Source organism: Micromonospora chokoriensis, assembly GCF_000718555.1.
Lineage (GTDB): Bacteria > Actinomycetota > Actinomycetes > Mycobacteriales > Micromonosporaceae > Micromonospora > Micromonospora chokoriensis_B.
The window spans coordinates 21,259-38,248 of sequence record NZ_JOAN01000013.1 but is presented as its reverse complement, the minus strand read 5'-3'; the positions used below and the strand labels follow the sequence as shown (position 1 = coordinate 38,248).

Genomic DNA, 16,990 nt, shown 5'->3' with positions numbered 1-16,990 from the left:
CCGGGCTACCTACGCAGCCAGCTAAGACCGCGGCAGCCTGAGCCGGTGCTCCAGCTGCGATCGCGCTGGGCCGGCCTCCCGGAGCACGGGCGTTTGCAGCCCTCAGAGGAGCCCTGAGAGGCAAGATCGACCTGCCCACCATCTGCCCACAACCAGTCGTCAACAGCTGGACTCAGCAGGACTCGGCCAGACAAACGACAACGGCCCCCGATCAGCATCTCTGCTGGTCAGGGGCCGTGTCTGCACCTGGTGGCGGGTAGAGGATTCGAACCTCTGAAGCTTTCGCGACGGATTTACAGTCCGCTCCCATTGGCCGCTCGGGCAACCCGCCAGGGCACCCCACCGCGTCGTAACGCGGCGGCGGAAGCAAGAATAGCGGCTCCCCCCGGTACCGGCGCAACCGGGTACCGTCAGGGGGTCGTGCCGCTGGTCGGCGGCCGACGGCAGGCCCAGACCGCCGGACAGCAGGAGCAGAAACATGGCAGCGAACCCGTCGTTCGACATCGTGAGCAAGGTTGACCGCCAGGAGGTCGACAACGCCCTTCGGCAGGCGGAGAAGGAGCTCGCGACGCGGTTCGACTTCCGCGGCACCGGTGCGGAGATCTCCTGGTCTGGCGAGGAGGCGATCGGCCTTCAGGCCGAGACCGAGGAGCGGGTCCTCGCCGCGCTGGACGTGTTCAAGGAGAAGCTCGTCAAGCGGAACATCTCGCTGAAGTCGCTGGATGCTGGCGAGGCGCGCGCGTCGGGCAAGATCTTCAAGATCGACTGCAAGGTGATCCAGGGCATCGAGACGGACAAGGCCAAGGCCATCAGCAAGAAGATCCGCGACGAGGGCCCGAAGGGCGTGCAGGCGCAGATCCAGGGCGACCAGCTGCGCGTCACCGGCAAGAAGCGCGACGACCTTCAGGCCGTCATCTCGCTGCTCAAGGGCGAGGATTTCGGCGTCGCCCTGCAGTTCAACAACTACCGCTGAGCCCCGACTCACCACCGATCCCCGGACGCACAGCGCCCGGCTGAGATCGACTCGGTTTCCTGGATGTCGGGGCATCCGCGCGCCTGGGACACCCCAACATCCAGGAACCCGAGTCGATCAAGGCACGGGCCGCGCGAGCCGCGACCCCGCCAACCGCAAGTCGACCAACCCGCAAGCCGACCAACCCACGCGGTCAGACGGTGACGGGCTGTTCGGTGCGTACCGCTGTGGTTTCCGCACGGGCGATGGGCCCGGCGGGCAGGGCGGCGACCGCGGCCCCGACGGCGACCGCCGCTCCGGCGAACAGGAACGCCCAGCGGACACCGCCGGCGTGATCCACGATCAGGCCGGCCACTGAGCCGCCGGCGGCGCTCGACGCCACCGCGACGGTGACCACCCAGGTGTACGCCTCGTTCAGCATGCCGCTCGGGGCGATCCGGCCGACCATGGTGTTCTCCAGGGTCAGTGCGGGTGCGATGGCGGCCCCGCCGACGACCAGCGCGACACCCAACGCCAGTGGGGTGGGCATCAGCGCGAACACGGCGAAGGTGGCGGCGACCGCGGCCAGCAGTAGGGCGAACTGCCGGGTCATGTTCGGTGCCGGCTTGCGGATGCCGAACCAGAACCCACCGATGGCGCTGCCGACGCCCCAGACCGCGAGTAGCAGGCCGGCGAGGCTCTCCGGGTCGTCGGTGGTGTGGCCGCTCGCGAAGGCCGGCACGGTCACTCCGGCGGCCCCGAATGCGATGCCCAGGCCGGCTACGCAGATCAGCAGGGCCGGGAAGCCGGGGACCCGCAGCGGGCCGAGCCCGCGGGCGTGGTGCTCCTGTGGGTGCGGACGCCAGCCGCGCATGACCCGGCCGAGGGCGACGGCGGTCGTGCCGACCAGGGTGACCACGGCCGCACCGATCAGCGCGGCTGCCGCGTCGGCGACGAGCACGAAGCCGGCGACGAGCAGTGGGCCGAGGACGAAGACGATTTCGAAGAGCGTGGTCTCGGCGGCGAGTGCGGTGTTGCGCAGGGGGTACCGGCCGGAGTTGGGGCCGGTCAGGTCGTTCCAGGCTCCTCGGATGGCGGCGGTGAGCGGCGGGTAGGTGGCGCCGGCCACGCCTGCGGCGAGGTAGATGGCGGGGAGAGCGTCGTCGCCGGAGCGGCTGGCCAGGAGCAGCCCGATGAGCGCCAGCGGGTGGGCCACGGCGGTGACCAGCAGGACGGGGCTCGGGCCGACCCGGTCGGCGATCCGTCCGGCCACCGGGCTGAGCGCGGCGCCGGCGACGGCGTAGATCCCGCCCGCGATGGCGGCCAGTGAGTATCGCCCCGTCACGTGCTCGACCACCAGGAGCAGCGCCAGCGGGGTCATGCCGATCCCGAGCCGTCCGATGATGCCGGTGATCAGCAGCATGGGAGCGCCGGGGATCCGCCAGACACCCAGGTACTGACGCAGTGCGGCCACGGACACACCTCCGCTGGGACAGGTAACGGGTAGAAGCCCTGCCGACCCTAGCTCCCGAGCTCACGACGTGGATGGCCGATCCGCTCACAGCAGCGCGGTGGGCGGGACTGACCGAGGGGTTACAAAGGAGGTAGGTTGCTGATCGAATCGGGTCCATACGTCGGTACCGCATGACAGGGCAGGAGGTCCGATGACCGGGACTACCACGGGACCGCTGCGAGTCGAGATCTATTCGCTGTACGGGGACGCCAGGCCCGGTGAAGCCGCCTCGCCCAGCCTGCGCGGCTCCCTGCCGGCCCGAGCCGTGCAGCACTGTCCGCCGGTCGCGGCCGGCTCGGGGTTCGGCTGGTACGTCTATCCGCCGGCCGACTTCGCACTCCGTTGGGACGGGCAGGACACGGAGTGGACCCTGCTGGAGGAGAACGAGCCGGCAGGTTGGCGTTCGCTCGCCGGCGGTTACGACGGCAAGCTGCCGGACGCGGCCGGTCAGTTAGCGGCGGCGCCCGAGCAGTTCCGCGACGACCTGGACATCTTCGACCGGTACGGCGCCAAAATCCCGTTCCTCGATGCCGACCCGCGCACCGCCAACATGATCGAGCTGGTCACCGGCGTGGTGGCCCGCACCTCCCCGGGCTGGTGCCTCATCGCCCGTGGCGTGCCGAACTGGCCCCTCCAGCGCGGCCTGCAGCTCTACGAGGGCGTGGTGGAGACCGACTGGTACACCTCACTCCTGCCCACCATCCTGCGGCTCACCGAGGTCGGGCAGGTGGTGCGCTTCTACCGGAACATCCCCCTCATGTGCCTGCAACCGGTGCACCGTTCGACGCTGGATGCCTTCCGCAATGCCGAACTGGCCACCGGGGAAGGACTGCCGGCGTGGCCGGAGGACCTCTGGTCGGACTTCGTGGCACTGCGCCGCCGCCGCCAGGACCCGGAGATCCGCAGCAGCTACCGCCGGGAACAATCCCGCCGGGTCCGGGAGAATGCCAACTATCAGCCGATCGGGGTAACGGAAACGGACCAGCCGACCTGATGCCCGCCACTGACGAACAGCTCACGCCGCCCCCCGGCTACCGGGCACTGTTCCGGCATCCGGTCGGCTCCCGACTGGTCATCGCCCGGGGTATCTCGGAGCTGGGGGACTTCGTAGGCTTGGCTGCACTGCTGCTGCTCGCCTACGACCAGACGAACTCCGTCCTCGGGCCGGCCGCGGTCTACGCTGCCCGCACCCTGCCCGCCCTGCTGGTCGCCACCGTCTTCAGCGGCTGGCTGGACGTTCCGGCCCGGCGTACCCTCCTGGTCTGGCTGTCGGTGGCCGGCGCTGCGCTGATCGCCGTGCCCGCGGCGGTCCCCCATCCGGTGCCGGCAATCGTGGCGGCCGGCCTGCTCGGGGCGGTACGGGCCGCCTACGCGAGCGTCAACGTGGCCGTTGCCGCCGAGGCGGTGGACGCTCCGCTGCGGCTGCCGCTGTTCGGCCTCAGCGCCTTCGCCAACCAGGCGGGCCAGGTGGTCGGTCTGCTCGTGGGCGCCAGCCTGACCGTGACCCTCGGATCTCGGGTGGCGCTCCTGATCGACCTCGCCTCGTTCCTGATCGCCGCCGTCGTGCTGGCCGGGCTGCCGAAGCATCCACACCGTCTGCGCGGACCGCGTCCGCCGGCGACGGCGGGCGTACGCATCATCGCCGGCCATCCCGTGCTGCGGGGCGTCGCCCTGCTCACCCTGGCCACGGTGCTGTCCGGCGCACTGCCGGAGACCCTCGCCCCGGATCTCGCCCGCGGGGCCTGGCGCCCCGCCGTGCTGGCGGCCTCGGCGCTGGGAGGCGCGGTCTTCGTCCTGGCGGTGGGCCGGTCCCGCTGGCTGGGTCGGCTGGCCGGCCAGGTGGCCGTCGCCGCCGCACTGGCCGGGGCGCTGCTGCTGGCCGGGGTCCTGGTCGCGGTCGACGCGCCGCTGTGGACCCTGACGATTGGCAACGCGCTTATCGGCGCGGGCGGTGGCTGGCTGATCGGTGCGCAGGCCACGTTCGCCCGGTTGGCCCCTCCAGAGCGGATGGGGCAGGTCGAGGCGACGATCGTCGCGGCGAACATCGTCGCCTCGGGATGCGGGATCTTCCTGCTGGGTGGCATGGCCGCCGCAGTCTCGCCCGCCGCGTCGTACCTCGCGGCGGGCGTCGTCCTGCTCGTTGTCGTGCTGCTGACCCGCTTGGACCGGCTGCCGGACCCGCACTGACCCTAACGCGACACCCCCGGACGCACCTCCACCCGAGTCCGGGGACGCGGGTGCAGGTGCGAGCGGTCAGCGCTGGAACTGCACCGGCCCCTGATTACGGGCCATCTGCTCCAGCCGGGCGACGCGGTCCTCCATCTTCGGGTGCGTGGCGAAGAGCGCCGCCATGCCGCCGCCGGAGAACGGGTTGGCGATCATGAGGTGGGCGGTGCTGGTGAGCTGCCCCTGCGCCGGCAACGGCCGACGGCGGGCCACTGCGTCGATCTTGCGGAGCGCGCTGGCCAGGGCCAGCGGGTCACGGCTCAACTCGGCGCCCGAGGCGTCCGCCTGGAACTCGCGGCTCCGGCTGATCGCCAACTGGATCACCGTGGCCGCGATCGGGCCCAGGATCAGGGTGAGCAGCAGCACGGCCGGGTTGGGCCGGTCCTCGTCGTCCCCACCGCCCAGCGGGATGAAGAAGGCGAGGTTCGCCAGCAGGGTGATGATGCTGGCCAGGCCAGCCGCCACGCTGGAGATCAGGATGTCCCGGTTGTAGACGTGGGACAGTTCGTGCCCGATCACGCCGCGCAGCTCGCGGTAGTCGAGGATCTCGGTGATGCCCTGGGTCACGCAGACAGCCGCGTGCTGCGGGTTGCGACCCGTGGCGAACGCGTTGGGCTGCGCGGTCGGGCTGACGTAGAGCCGCGGCATTGGCTGCCGGGCGTCGGCGGCCAACTCCCGCACCATCCGGTACAGCTCCGGGAACTGCGCCTCGGTGACCGGTTGCGCCCCCATCGAGCGCAGCGCGAGCTTGTCCGAGTAGAAGTAGGAAACGCCGTTCATGACCAGAGACACGAGGACGGCGATGACCAGGCCGCCGCTGCCGCCAAACCAGTAGCCCACCGCCAGGATCAGGGCGCTGAGCAGGCCAAGCAGCGCTGCGGTCTTCAGACGGTTGTGGTGCACGTTGTCTCCTTCGGTGCACGGATCGCCGGGATCCGCTGACCGGTGTAACAACCCGGTACCCGCCAACCATCCGTCTCAACGCTGAGAGTTCACTGAGACTGGAATTCGCAGGTCAGCGGCCGGCCAGGTCGAGCACCAACTGCGGGGCAAAGCCGAGCACCACGGCGGCCACCGTCGCCACCGCCAGCACCACGCCCACCACACCCGCCACGGGTACGGCAGCAATGCCGCCGCCAATCGGGGCGGAGCGGGGCGTGGGCGCCCAGAGCGCGGCAGTCACCCGCAGGTAGTAGGCGAGCCCGATCACGGCGTTCAGCGCCACCACCAGCGCCAACCAGGCCGCGCCACCGTCCAGCAGCGCCCGGACCACCGTCACCTTCGCGAACAGCCCGGCCAGCCCCGGCGGCAGACCAGCCAACCCCACCAGCGCGAGACCGAACGCCGCAGCCCGCCACGGGTGCCGGCGGGCCGCCCCGCGCAGGTCGGCAAGCGTGCCGCCGTCCGCACCCGCCGGCCGCAGGGCCGTCACTGCGGCGAAGGCGGCAAGCTCCAACACCACGAAGAAGACGGCGTACGCCACGGCGGCCGCGTACGCGGCGGACCGCGCCTCGTCTGTACGCCCGGCGGCCAGCGCCAACGCTCCCAGCGGGGCGAGGATGTAGCCGGCCTGCGCGACGGACGACCAGGCGAGCAGCCGGACTGTGCGCCGCTGACGTAGCGCGACCAGGTTGCCGACGGTCATGGTGAGCACCGCGAGCAGGGCGAGCACCGGACCGGTCTGATCGGCTGGCAGCGCCCGCTGCACCACGGCGAGCAGGGCGACCAGGCCGCCCAGCTTCGACGCGGTGGACAGGTACGCGGCCACCGGCAGCGGCGCGCCGTCGTAGGTGGCCGGCGCCCAGGCGTGGAACGGCACCGCCGCCACCTTGAAGGCCAGCCCGACCAGCAGCACCGCCACCGCGGCTGTGGTCAGCGGCAGGTCCCGCAACTCCGGCTGCTCGGCGAGCAACGCGCCGAGCCGGTCCAGGTGCAGCCCACCGGTCACCGCGTACAGCAGCGCCGCGCCGAGCAGGGTCAGCGTGGTCGCCACCACGCTGACCACGAAGAAGGTCACCGCCGCCTCGGCACTCTCGAGGCTCCCGCGGCGTAGGCCGACCAGCACGTACAGCGGCAGGGTCAGCGTCTCCAGGGCCACGATCAATGTGATCAGGTCACCGGCCGCGCCGAGCACCACGCCGCCGGTCATCGAGCAGGCCAGCAGGAAGCAGTACTCCCCCACCGGTGACCGCCCGGCCCGCAGCGCCGGCACCGACAGCCCAAGCACGCCCAGGGTGAGCAGCGCGACCACCGCGCCGACCAGAGCCGCCCGCCCACCGAAGATCCAGGAGCAGTCGGCGTCCACGCAGAACGTCCGCCGGTCGGCGCCCGCCCCGACCAGCGCGGAGCCGACGGCGGTGCCGAGCGCCCCGAGCGCGGCCACCGCGATCGTGGCCCGTGGCCGGGCCAGCAACAGATCGGTGATGAGGACGAGCACGGCGGTGCCGGCGGCCAGGTAGGCCGGCAGCAGCGCCACGCTGTCCACGCTCTGCACGACGGTCATGGGGAAACCACCCCGATCAGGGCGTCGACGGGGACTTCAGCGACGCCGAGGACAAGCGTCGGTGCCAGCCCGATGGCCAACGCGAGCAGCACCAGCGGCACCCACGCGGTCAGCTCCGCACCGGCCAGGCCGGGGCCGAGCTGCGCGACCGCGGGGCTCGGCCGGTTGTGGGTGACCTGGCGCAGCAACCGCAGGAAGTACGCGGCAGTGAGCGCTCCGCCGACCGCCGCCAGCACACCGAGGGTGGTCCAGAGCGGGCCGCCCACCTGCACGGCGGCGATCACCGCGAACGCCTCGCCCCAGAAGCCGGCCAGCCCGGGCAGGCCCAGTGACGCGATAGCCGCGAACGCGAGCAGACCCGCCAACCGCGGCGCGGTCTCCCGCAGCCCGGACAACTCGGCGAGGGTGCCCGTGCCGGTGCGGTCCTTCACTGCCCCGGCCAGGAAGAACAGCAGGCCGGTGATCACCCCGTGCGCGACGTTGCCGATCAGCGCCGCCTGGATGCCGGTGGCGGTCAGCGTGGCGACGCCCAGCAGCACGAAGCCCATGTGCCCCACGCTGGAGTACGCGATCAGCCGCTTCACCTCCGACTGGGCCAGGCAGACCAGCGAACCGATCAGGATCGCGGCGACGGCCAGCACGCCGAGCACCGGCGCCGCCCAGCGGGCACCCTCCGGCGCCACCCCCACCGCCACCCGGATCAGGCCGTACGTGCCCATCTTGAGCAGCACACCGGCCAGCACGACACTGCCCACCGTGGGTGCCTGGGTGTGCGCGTCGGGCAGCCAGGAGTGCAGCGGCCACAGCGGGCTCTTCACCGCGAACGCCACCGCGAGCAGGGTGAACGCGGCCAGCTGGGTGCCCCTGGACATCCCCGCGCCGCCGGTAAGCGTCACCAGGTCGGCGGTGCCGGCGGCGGCGACCACGACGTACACACCGACCAGCAGCAGCACCGAGCCGAAGAGCGTGTAGAGCGCGAACTTCCGGGCCGCCCGACGCCGGGCCGCACCACCCCAGCCGGCGATGATCGCGTACATCGGTAGCAGGACGACCTCGAAGAAGAGGAAGAACAACACCAGGTCCAGGGCGAGGAAGGTGCCCAGGATGCCCACCTCTACCACCAACAGCAACGCGACCAGGGCCCGGCCGCTGCCGCCGTCGGGCACCCGCCACATCGTGTACGCGCAGCAGAGCAGCGTGAGCAGCGCGGTCAACACCACGAGCGGCCAGGAGATGCCGTCGACGCCGAGGTGGAAACGCAGCTCCAGACCGGGCACCCAGGGCAGGTCCAGCTCGTGCCAGGGACGCACCGCCGGCTCGTTGCCCGACCAGACGACCCAACCCCGACGGTCGAACACCAACGGCACCGCGGCCAGCAGGGTCAGCGCCGCCGCGACCGTGCCGACCAGCCGGGCCGGCCGGTCCCGGGGTGTCGCCGCCACCGCGACCGCACCCAGCGCCGGCAACGCCAGCACAGCGACCAGCAACACCTGCCCAAACGTCATTGGACCGCCTCTGTTCGCGGCTGCGGGGCTCGCAAACCCGGCTTACTCCTCGCACTCACTGAATAACTCCAATTACGGCGGCGGCCAGGCCGATCAGCAGCGCGCCGGCCAGCACGCCGGCGGCGGCCCGGGGCAGCGCCGCGCGGTGCAGCGCGGCCAGCCCCGCACCCAGACCGGAAGCGGCTCGTCCGCTGCCCTCGACCGCGCCGTCCACCACCACCTCGTCACCGGTGCGCGCGGCGCGGGCCAGCGCGCGGACGGGGCGTACGACAAGTGCGTCTTGAACGTCGTCGAGCCGGAACGCGCGGGCGAAGACCGGCCGCAGCGGACCCAGCGCGGCCGCCGGGTCGGCGGCCTTGTCACGCCGCCAGCCCAGCGTCACCAGCCCGGCGCCGAGCAGCAGCAACGCGAGCGGCAACAGCAAGCCCGGCCCCAGGTGGACCAGGCCGTCCTCGGAGCCCGCCACCGGGACGGTGGGGAAGCGCAGGCGGTCGGCGAACGCCCCGGCGAACCCGGCCAGACCGAGCAGCGCGGCCGGCACGGCCAGCAGCAGTAGCGGCCAGCGCAGCACCGCCGGCGGGTCGTGCGGCTGGACCAGCGGCAGGCGCCCAGCGCCGAAGAAGGTGCGCAGCAGCAGCCGACCGGCGTACCAGGCGGTGATCGCCACGCCGACCAGCCCGGCGATCCAGATGAGCCAGCCCACCCAGGACGGCGCCGGGCCGGTGCCCTCCAGCGCGGCCGACTCGGCGACCGTCAGCACGCCGTCCTTGCTCCAGAAACCGGCCAACGGCGGCACCCCGGCCAGGGCGCCCAGGCCGATCACCGTGCACCAGAACGTCACCGGCATGCTGCGCCGTAGCCCGCCCATCTCCGACATCAGGGTGGTGCCGACCGCGTGGATCACCGCACCCGCGGCGAGGAACAGCAGCGCCTTGAACGCGGCATGGGTGAGCAGGTGGAACAGCGCCGCCGACGGTGAGCCGACCGCCAACGCGCCAGTCATGTAGCCCAGCTGGGACACGGTCGACCAGGCCAGCACGCGCTTGATGTCGTCCTGTGCGGTGGCGGCGAGCGCGCCAAGCAGCAGCGTGATCGCGCCGAGCACCCCCAGCACGGTCAGCGTCACCGGCGCGGCTGTGAAGAGCGGGTAGAGCCGGGCCACGGCATACACGCCGGCGGCGACCATCGTCGCGGCGTGGATCAGCGCGGAGATCGGCGTCGGGCCGGCCATCGCATCCGGCAGCCAGGTGTGCAGCGGGAACTGCGCGCTCTTGCCGGCCACGCCAGCGAGCAGCAGCAGGCCAGCGGCGGTCAACGTCGCGCCAGAGTGGTCGTGGGCGAGTACGTCGGCGATCCGGAAGCTGCCCGTCGACACGCCGAGCAACGCGATGCCGAGCAGGAACCCGACGTCACCGACCCGGGTCACCAGGAACGCCTTCATGGCGGCGGCGGGAGCGCCGGCCAGTCGGCGGTCGTGGGCGATCAGCAGGTACGAGCAGAGGCCCATCACCTCCCAGCCGACCAACAGCATGATCAGGTCGCCGGCGACCACCACCAGCAGCATGGCGCCGGTGAAGAGGCTGATCTGGGCGGCGTACGGCGGGTAGCGGTGGTCGACGTCGACGTCGTCGTGTGGACCGCGCCGCAGGTAGCCGATCGAGTAGACCTGCACGGCCAGGGCGACCGCGGTGACCGCCACCGCGACCAGCGCGGCGGCGCCGTCCAGCCGTACGCCGAGGGTCACCATCAGCCCACCGAAGTCGACCCAGGTGCTCGACGTCTCGGTCGGCCCGTCGACAGTGAGCAGCAGCGCGACGGCCAGCGCCAGCGCGCCGGCGGCACCGGTGACACCAAGCGTCACGGCGGTCGTCCGGGCCCGGTCACCGCCGGTCGCGCTGTCGCGCCGGGAAGCCGGCGGCAGCAGCAGGCCGAGCAGCCCGGCAATCAGCGGTACGGCAGGCAGCAGCGCCCCGAGCAGCCCGGTCACCGGCCCGCCTCCCCGTTTACGACGGCCGGCTCGTGCCCGTCGACGGCTTGTGGCGGCTCGGTCAGCGGCACGTCATCCACCGCCACGGTGGCCCGCAGCCGGTAGAGCTGAAGGACGATCGCCAACCCCACCCCGATCTCGGCGGCGGCGAGGACGATGACGAACAGCGCGAAGACCTGCCCCGAGTGCGGGAGCACGGCACGGGCGGTGGTGTCCGCGGTGACCAGGATCAGGTTGACCGCGTTGAGCATCAACTCGACCGACATCAGCACCAGCACCGCGTTGCGTCGGCGCAGTACGCCGTAGACGCCGAGGCCGAACAGCAGCGCGGCGGTGACGTACGGGATGACCGGCCTCACCGGCGCCTCCCGGACTCGCTGTCGATCAGATCAACTGCCGTGTCGTCGCGTTGCGGGGCTGGTCGGCCGATGTCCGGCCGGGACAGCACGACCGCACCCACCAGGGCGGACAGCAGCAGCACGGAGAGCACCTCGAACGGCAGCACCCAGGACTGGAAGATCTGCTCGCCCAGCCGCTCGGCGGTGCCGGCGGCAGGCAGCGTGACGGTGCTCCAGCGGTACGCGTCGACAAGGAGGACGGTCAGCCCCAACCCCGCGCCGCCACCGATCAGCGCGGCCGGCCAACCGGGCCGGTCCAGGTCGTCGGAGACGCCGATCGGAGCCCGGGTCAGCATCACCGCGAACAGCAGCAGGACCACCACCGCGCCCACGTAGATCAGCACCTGCACCCAGGCCACCAACTCGGCGCTGAGCACCAGGAAGTCACCGGCCAATGCGCCCAGGCACACCACCAGGTACAGCCCGGCCCGGACCAGGTGTTTCGTGGTCACCACCAGCACGCCAGCGCCGACCGCCACCGCACCGAGGGCGAGCAGCAGCACATCCGCCCCGGTCACCGGAGCGCCCTTCCGGCTCGGCCGCTCACGACGCGGGGGCCTGGTCGGCGTCGGGCTCGGGGCGTACCGCTGGCGGAGCTGGACGGGCGGCGGCGGCCTTGCGGGCGGCGGCGGTCTCCTCCTTGGCCGGCTCGCCGTTCGGGTCGTGCGCCGGCGGCGGCGGAACGGTCGCCATCCACTGACCGAGGTGGTCCTTGTCGTGCAGCAGGTTCTTGATGTCGTACTCGGCGTACTCGAACTCCGGTGACCAGTAGAGCGCGTCGAACGGGCAGACCTCGATGCAGATGCCGCAGTACATGCAGAGCGAGAAGTCGATGTCGAACTTGTCGAGCACGTTGCGCTGGCGGGGGCGGGCGGCGCCGGGCACCGCCACCTCCTCCTTGTGCGAGTCGATGTAGATGCACCAGTCCGGACATTCACGGGCGCAGAGCATGCAGACCGTGCAGTTCTCCTCGGACAGCGCGATCACGCCACGCGAGCGGGGCGGCAGGTCGGGGGCCGTGTCCGGGTACTGCTGCGTGGTCGAACGGCTGGTCATCGTCTTGAGGGTGACCGCCAGCCCCTTCACCAGGCCCGCGCCGGGGAGGCCGCGTTCGCTGGTGTCGCCGCGCTCGCTGGGGTCGCTCATGTCGACCATCCTGCCCTGTGGCCCCGGCGCGCGCGACCACCACCCACAGGTCGACGACCGTAGGGCTTACCCGAGGAGCACGGTCACCTGCGGATCAGCCGGATCACGCCCCGGGTCCGTTGACGACCGCCGGTGGGAGCATCTCGACGCCGAGCTGCTGGAGCAGCTGGAACAGCTCGTTGCAGCTCCACACCTCGACGATCCGGCCCGCCGCGTCGAAGCGCAGGAACGTAGCCCCCGAATAGCTGACCACCTGCCCGGTCGGCGGCACCGGCCCGAACTGCCCGACGTGGGTGCCGGCCGCCCGCCAGTGCACGGCCACCCGCTCGCCGGCCGCGACCACGTCGACGATCTTGTAGCGCAGGTCCGGGAACGCCGCCCGACGCTCGCGGTGCCAGGCCAGCGTCGCCTCCGGCCCGGTGCCGCCCAGCCCCGGGCACTCCTCGGCGACCAACTCGTACGCCGACTCCTCCTGGCGGGCATTCCACACGTCGGCGATGAACCGTCGGGCCGCCGCCTCCACATCCGTCATACCGGCAGGTTATCCGGGACCACTGTGCGCCGTAGATCCGCGAGGATTGGGTAGAGACACTGACCAGACCGGGAGGGCCACGTGGGCGAGGAAACAGGCGGCAAGTACGTCGAGCCAGGTAGCGAGTTCACCCGCGACCAGCGGTACATCGCCACCCGGATCACCGAGGACGGGCGCGACGGATATCCGGTGGAGCCGGGCCGGTACCGGCTGGCGGTGAGCCGGGCCTGCCCGTGGGCCAACCGACTGATCATCGTACGGCGGCTGCTCGGCCTGGAGGACGCCCTCTCGATGGCGGTGGCCGGCCCGACGCACGACGCCCGGAGCTGGACCTTCGACCTCGACCCGGACGGCCGGGACCCGGTGCTCGGCATCGAGCGCATCCAGGAGGCGTACTTCAAGCGCTTCCCCGGCTACGAGCGCGGCATCACCGTGCCGGCGATCGTGGATGTGCCGACCGGGCAGGTGGTGACCAACGACTACGCGCAGATGAGCCTGGACCTGTCCACGCAGTGGGGCGCGTACCACCGCGAGGGTGCCCCGCAGCTCTACCCCGAACACCTGCGGGAGCAGATCGACGAGGTCAACGCCGTGGTGTTCCGGGACGTCAACAACGGCGTCTACCGGTGCGGCTTCGCGGGCAGCCAGGAGGCGTACGACAAGGCGTACCACCAGCTCTTCGACCGGCTGGACTGGCTCACCGAGCGGTTGACCGACCAGCGCTACCTGGTCGGCGACACCATCACCGAGGCCGACGTGCGGCTGTTCACCACGCTGGTCCGCTTCGACCCGGTCTACCACGGTCACTTCAAGTGCAACCGGCAGAAGCTGAGTGAGATGCCGGTGCTGTGGGCGTACGCCCGGGACCTGTTCCAGACCCCCGGTTTCGGCGACACCATCGACTTCGACCACATCAAGCGGCACTACTACGAGGTGCACCGCGACATCAACCCGACCGGGATCGTTCCGCTCGGCCCTGACCTCTCCAACTGGCTCGATCCGCATGGTCGGGAAGCGCTCGGTGGCCGCCCCTTCGGCGACGGCACCCCACCCCCACCCCCCGCCGAGCCCGTCGACCCCGCACACACCCCGCTGCGCTGAGCGTCGCGCGCTGACCTCGCCCCGGCGCCGCCCCCACGCCGATCTTGCACTTTCCATCCCGGCAAATGCCACCAGGCAGGGCATTTCGGCATCCGCAACTGCAAGATCGGCGCGGCGCGGCGCGAGGTCGGCGCGGGGTGGTTACAGGGCTATGCGGACGGCTGCGGTGAGGACCAGTTGCGCCAGGGACGCCGGCACGAGCACCAGCCAGCAGAGGCGTTGGAGTTGGTCCTCGCGGAGCCGGGGGTAGGACACCCGCAGCCAGATGATCACGAAGGACACGGCGAAGATCTTGAGCAGCGTCCAGAGCCAGCCCAACTGGTCATCGGCGAATGGGCCCTGCCATCCACCCAGGAACAGCACCGTGGTCAGCGCGGCGATCACCACGATGCCGACGTACTCGGCGAGCAGGAAGAACGCGAACCGCAGCCCGGTGTATTCGGTAATGTAGCCGAAGACCAGCTCCGAGTCGGCCACCGGCATGTCGAACGGTGGCCGACGGATCTCGGCCAGCCCCGCGACGAAGAAGATGATCATCGCGGGGGCCTGCCAGAGCAGCCACCAGGGCTGCCACGCCTCGACGATGCCCGACAGGCTGAGCGTGCCGGCCGCCATCGCCACCGACGCGGCCGCCAACACCAGCGGCAGCTCGTAACCGAGCAGTTGGGCGGCCCCGCGCAGCCCACCGAGCAGGCTGTACTTGTTGGCCGACGCCCAGGCCGACATCAGCACCGCCACCACCCCGACGCCGACCACCGCCAGCACGAAGAACAGACCGATGTCCAACGGTTGCCCGACCAGGTCGTTCGGACCGAGCGGGATGACCAGCAGCACCAGCAGATAGGGCACCAGGGCAACAGCCGGGGCCAGCCGGAACACCGCCCGGTCCGCCTCGCGCGGCGTGATGTCCTCCTTCTGCACGAACTTGACGCCGTCGGCGACGAGCTGCGCCCAACCGTGGAAGCCGCCCGCGTACATCGGGCCGAGCCGGCCCTGCATGTGCGCCATCACCTTGTGCTCGGCCTGGCCGACCAGCAACGGCAGGGTGAGGAACGCGACCAGCACGCCGCCGATCCGGAGCACCAGCTCCACCCAGAGCGGCATCAGGCCGTACCCCCATCGTGGTCGCCTTGGTCGTCGCGGCCCGGCGGGTCCGCGACCGGCTCGACGCCCGGTGCGGCCGGGTCGGCCGAGCCCTCGACGTCAGGTGCGGCCGGACCAGACGCAGACTGCTCGGCCGGGCCCGCGCTGGGTGCCGGGCCGTCGTCGGCCACGACAGACCGGGGAGTACGCGCCGGACGGGCCCCCGGGGCGGGCCGCGCCGGACGCTCACGGGCCGGTCTGGCCGGGGTGCCGCCACGCGGGCCCTCCCCCACGCCACCAGCGCCAGCCGGGGTGGGCGTGAGCCCCCACTCGCCCGGAGCGGGAACGCCCGGCGGGCGGATCGGTCGACGCCCGCCGCCGGCCTCGGACTCGCCCGGCTCCTTCGCACCCGGCCAGGGCTTGGCCACCCGGGATGCGAGCACGAACTCCTTGCGCAGCGGGTGGCCCTCGAACTCCGGGGGCAGCAACAGCGGCAGCAGCTCCCCGTGGCCGGCGAAGTCGATGCCGAACATCTCGTGCGTCTCCCGCTCGTGCCAGGCGGCACCGGGGTAGACATCGACCACCGAGGCGACCGTGGGTGCGCTGCGCGGCAACCGGGTACGCAGCAGCACGCCGTGGCGCAGTCGCGTCGACCAGAGGTGCGCCACCACGTCGAAGCCCTCGGCCAGCTCGTCGACCGCGGAGAGCCAGTCGAAGAAGTCGCAGGCCAGCTCGGCGTCGTCGCGGGCGGCAGAGACGGCGGTCAGCCAACTCGCCGGCGGCACATCGACGGTGGCCCGGGCGAACCGTTGCCCGCCGGAGACCGACGGGGTCGCCGCAACCGGCGCGAGCAGCGCGACCAGCCGAGCGCCGACCTCTTCGGGAGTCATGCCGCTGATCCTAGTGCCGGCCGGGCCCGTGCCTGGCCGCCGCCGATGCCCGGCGATCTGCCGGCTTTGGGCGCGGCGCACTCCTCGGCGGGGAAAGATGAGGGCGTGCGCGCTGTGACGGTGAAACCTGGGGTCGCCAACTCGCTGAGCCTCGTCGAGGATCAGCCGGAGCCGGCTGCCGAGGAGGGCTCGGTCCTGGTCGAGGCGTTGGCCGTCGGGATCTGCGGCACGGACCACGAGATCATCGCCGGGCATTACGGCGAAGCTCCGCCGGGGGCGGACCGCCTGATCATCGGGCACGAGTCACTGGGCCGGGTGATTGAGGACTCAAGCGGCACCCTGCAACCCGGTGACCTGGTGGCCGGGATCGTCCGGCATCCGGACCCGGTGCCCTGCCCGAACTGCGCGGTCGGTGAGTGGGACATGTGCCGCAATGGTCGGTACACCGAACACGGCATCAAGGCGCTACCCGGCTTCGCCCGGGACCGCTGGCGGGTCGAGCCGCGGTTCGCGATCGGGCTCGACCCGGCGCTGGCCCAGGTGGGCGTGCTGCTGGAGCCGACAAGTGTGGTGGCGAAGGCGTGGGACCACATCGAGCGGATCGGGCACCGGGCCGAGTGGCAGCCGCAGACCGTCCTGGTGACCGGGGCTGGCCCGATCGGGCTGCTGGCCGCGTTGCTCGGCACCCAGCGCGGGCTCTCCGTCCACGTGCTGGACCTGGCCACCGACGGGCCGAAGCCGGAGTTGGTCGCCGGGCTCGGTGCCACCTATCACTCGGTGTCGGTCAACGACCTGCCCTTCGAGCCGGATGTGGTGATCGAGTGCACCGGCGCGCCAACGGTGGTCCTCGACGTCATGTGCAAGGCGGGCCCGACCGGGATCGTCTGCCTGGCCGGGGTGTCCAGCGGTGGTCGCAGCATCGACTTCGACGCCGGGGCACTCAACCGGGCGCTGGTGCTGGAGAACAACGTGGTGTTCGGCTCGGTGAACGCCAACCGGCGGCACTGGAACATGGCCGCGCAGGCGCTCGCCCGCGCGGACCAGATCTGGCTCGAGTCGCTGATCAGCCGTCGGGTGCCGGTGAACCGGTACGCCGACGCGTACACCGCCGGGCCGGACGACATCAAGGTGGTGTTGGAGTTCGCGTCCTGAGC

The 16,990-nt window shown here is 71.7% G+C and carries 15 protein-coding genes, 1 tRNA gene and 1 pseudogene; 5 read left to right on the top strand and 12 right to left on the bottom strand.

Annotated features, from left to right (window positions below; all coding sequences use genetic code 11):
• Positions 1–247 precede the first annotated feature (247 nt).
• Positions 248–331 (bottom strand) — tRNA-Tyr (locus tag IF46_RS0118120).
• A gap of 147 nt (positions 332–478) precedes the next feature.
• On the opposite strand from IF46_RS0118120, the gene IF46_RS0118115 reads away from it, so the two are divergent.
• Complete coding sequence (locus IF46_RS0118115) at positions 479–973, top strand: YajQ family cyclic di-GMP-binding protein (RefSeq protein WP_030489545.1); 495 nt, start codon at positions 479–481, stop codon at positions 971–973.
• Positions 974–1,166: 193 nt separating this feature from the next.
• Here IF46_RS0118115 and IF46_RS0118110 read toward each other — a convergent pair whose 3' ends face one another.
• On the bottom strand, positions 1,167–2,426 hold the full coding sequence (locus IF46_RS0118110; protein WP_030489544.1) for an MFS transporter: 1,260 nt from the start codon (positions 2,424–2,426) through the stop codon (positions 1,167–1,169).
• Positions 2,427–2,616: 190 nt separating this feature from the next.
• Between IF46_RS0118110 and IF46_RS0118105 the strand changes: the two genes are divergently transcribed.
• Both IF46_RS0118105 and IF46_RS0118100 read left to right on the top strand, forming a co-directional pair.
• Positions 2,617–3,459, top strand: a complete 843-nt coding sequence (locus tag IF46_RS0118105; protein ID WP_030489543.1) for a DUF6065 family protein — start codon at positions 2,617–2,619, stop codon at positions 3,457–3,459.
• A complete protein-coding gene (locus IF46_RS0118100; protein WP_030489542.1) occupies positions 3,459–4,652 on the top strand; it encodes a hypothetical protein in 1,194 nt (397 codons plus the stop codon). Before IF46_RS0118105 ends, IF46_RS0118100 begins: the two co-directional genes overlap by 1 nt.
• Before the next feature lie 66 nt (positions 4,653–4,718).
• Here IF46_RS0118100 and htpX read toward each other — a convergent pair whose 3' ends face one another.
• The 8 genes from htpX to IF46_RS0118060 form a co-directional block, all read right to left on the bottom strand.
• Entirely contained in the window at positions 4,719–5,594 is an 876-nt protein-coding gene (gene htpX / locus IF46_RS0118095; protein WP_030489541.1) for a zinc metalloprotease HtpX, read from the bottom strand.
• A 112-nt stretch (positions 5,595–5,706) separates the two neighbouring features.
• Positions 5,707–7,194: an NADH-quinone oxidoreductase subunit N gene (locus IF46_RS0118090; RefSeq protein ID WP_030489540.1), complete on the bottom strand. Its 1,488-nt coding sequence runs from the start codon at positions 7,192–7,194 to the stop codon at positions 5,707–5,709.
• Positions 7,191–8,699, bottom strand: a complete 1,509-nt coding sequence (locus tag IF46_RS0118085) for a complex I subunit 4 family protein (RefSeq protein ID WP_030489539.1) — start codon at positions 8,697–8,699, stop codon at positions 7,191–7,193. The genes IF46_RS0118090 and IF46_RS0118085 overlap by 4 nt, the downstream gene beginning before the upstream one ends.
• Positions 8,700–8,754: 55 nt before the next feature.
• The gene (locus tag IF46_RS0118080) at positions 8,755–10,686 is read right to left on the bottom strand and encodes an NADH-quinone oxidoreductase subunit L (protein WP_030489538.1); all 1,932 of its coding nucleotides are present in this window, start codon (positions 10,684–10,686) and stop codon (positions 8,755–8,757) included.
• Positions 10,683–11,045, bottom strand: coding sequence for an NADH-quinone oxidoreductase subunit NuoK (nuoK, locus tag IF46_RS0118075; protein ID WP_030489537.1), 363 nt, complete (start codon positions 11,043–11,045; stop codon positions 10,683–10,685). The genes IF46_RS0118080 and nuoK overlap by 4 nt, the downstream gene beginning before the upstream one ends.
• Entirely contained in the window at positions 11,042–11,602 is a 561-nt protein-coding gene (locus tag IF46_RS0118070; RefSeq protein ID WP_030489536.1) for an NADH-quinone oxidoreductase subunit J, read from the bottom strand. The genes nuoK and IF46_RS0118070 overlap by 4 nt, the downstream gene beginning before the upstream one ends.
• Positions 11,603–11,627: 25 nt before the next feature.
• Complete coding sequence (locus tag IF46_RS0118065; protein ID WP_084597949.1) at positions 11,628–12,239, bottom strand: NuoI/complex I 23 kDa subunit family protein; 612 nt, start codon at positions 12,237–12,239, stop codon at positions 11,628–11,630.
• A 94-nt stretch (positions 12,240–12,333) separates the two neighbouring features.
• Positions 12,334–12,762: an ester cyclase gene (locus IF46_RS0118060; RefSeq protein WP_030489534.1), complete on the bottom strand. Its 429-nt coding sequence runs from the start codon at positions 12,760–12,762 to the stop codon at positions 12,334–12,336.
• Positions 12,763–12,843: 81 nt separating this feature from the next.
• Here IF46_RS0118060 and IF46_RS0118055 point away from each other — a divergent pair, with 81 nt between their 5' ends.
• Positions 12,844–13,863, top strand: a complete 1,020-nt coding sequence (locus IF46_RS0118055; RefSeq protein ID WP_030489533.1) for a glutathione S-transferase family protein — start codon at positions 12,844–12,846, stop codon at positions 13,861–13,863.
• Positions 13,864–14,004: 141 nt separating this feature from the next.
• On the opposite strand, the gene IF46_RS0118050 is transcribed toward IF46_RS0118055, so the two are convergent.
• Positions 14,005–14,967, bottom strand: coding sequence for a complex I subunit 1/NuoH family protein (locus IF46_RS0118050; RefSeq protein WP_030489532.1), 963 nt, complete (start codon positions 14,965–14,967; stop codon positions 14,005–14,007).
• A 272-nt stretch (positions 14,968–15,239) separates the two neighbouring features.
• Positions 15,240–15,836: pseudogene (locus IF46_RS0118045) on the bottom strand (NADH-quinone oxidoreductase subunit C); the annotation flags it as partial.
• Between the two features lie 105 nt (positions 15,837–15,941).
• Between IF46_RS0118045 and IF46_RS0118040 the strand changes: the two are divergent.
• Positions 15,942–16,988 carry a glucose 1-dehydrogenase gene (locus IF46_RS0118040; protein ID WP_030489530.1) on the top strand — a complete coding sequence of 349 codons (1,047 nt, stop codon included), beginning with the start codon at positions 15,942–15,944 and terminating at the stop codon, positions 16,986–16,988.
• Positions 16,989–16,990: the final 2 nt, after the last annotated feature.

What these genes read in the sequence shown, in the direction of transcription:
- IF46_RS0118060 (WP_030489534.1), bottom strand. Translation starts at nt 12,762, where the DNA reads ATGACGGATGTGGAGGCGGCGGCCCGACGGTTCATCGCCGACGTGTGG.
- IF46_RS0118105 (WP_030489543.1), top strand. Translation starts at nt 2,617, where the DNA reads ATGACCGGGACTACCACGGGACCGCTGCGAGTCGAGATCTATTCGCTG.
- IF46_RS0118065 (WP_084597949.1), bottom strand. Translation starts at nt 12,239, where the DNA reads ATGGTCGACATGAGCGACCCCAGCGAGCGCGGCGACACCAGCGAACGC.
- IF46_RS0118100 (WP_030489542.1), top strand. Translation starts at nt 3,459, where the DNA reads ATGCCCGCCACTGACGAACAGCTCACGCCGCCCCCCGGCTACCGGGCA.
- IF46_RS0118085 (WP_030489539.1), bottom strand. Translation starts at nt 8,699, where the DNA reads ATGACGTTTGGGCAGGTGTTGCTGGTCGCTGTGCTGGCGTTGCCGGCG.
- IF46_RS0118050 (WP_030489532.1), bottom strand. Translation starts at nt 14,967, where the DNA reads ATGCCGCTCTGGGTGGAGCTGGTGCTCCGGATCGGCGGCGTGCTGGTC.
- IF46_RS0118090 (WP_030489540.1), bottom strand. Translation starts at nt 7,194, where the DNA reads ATGACCGTCGTGCAGAGCGTGGACAGCGTGGCGCTGCTGCCGGCCTAC.
- IF46_RS0118115 (WP_030489545.1), top strand. Translation starts at nt 479, where the DNA reads ATGGCAGCGAACCCGTCGTTCGACATCGTGAGCAAGGTTGACCGCCAG.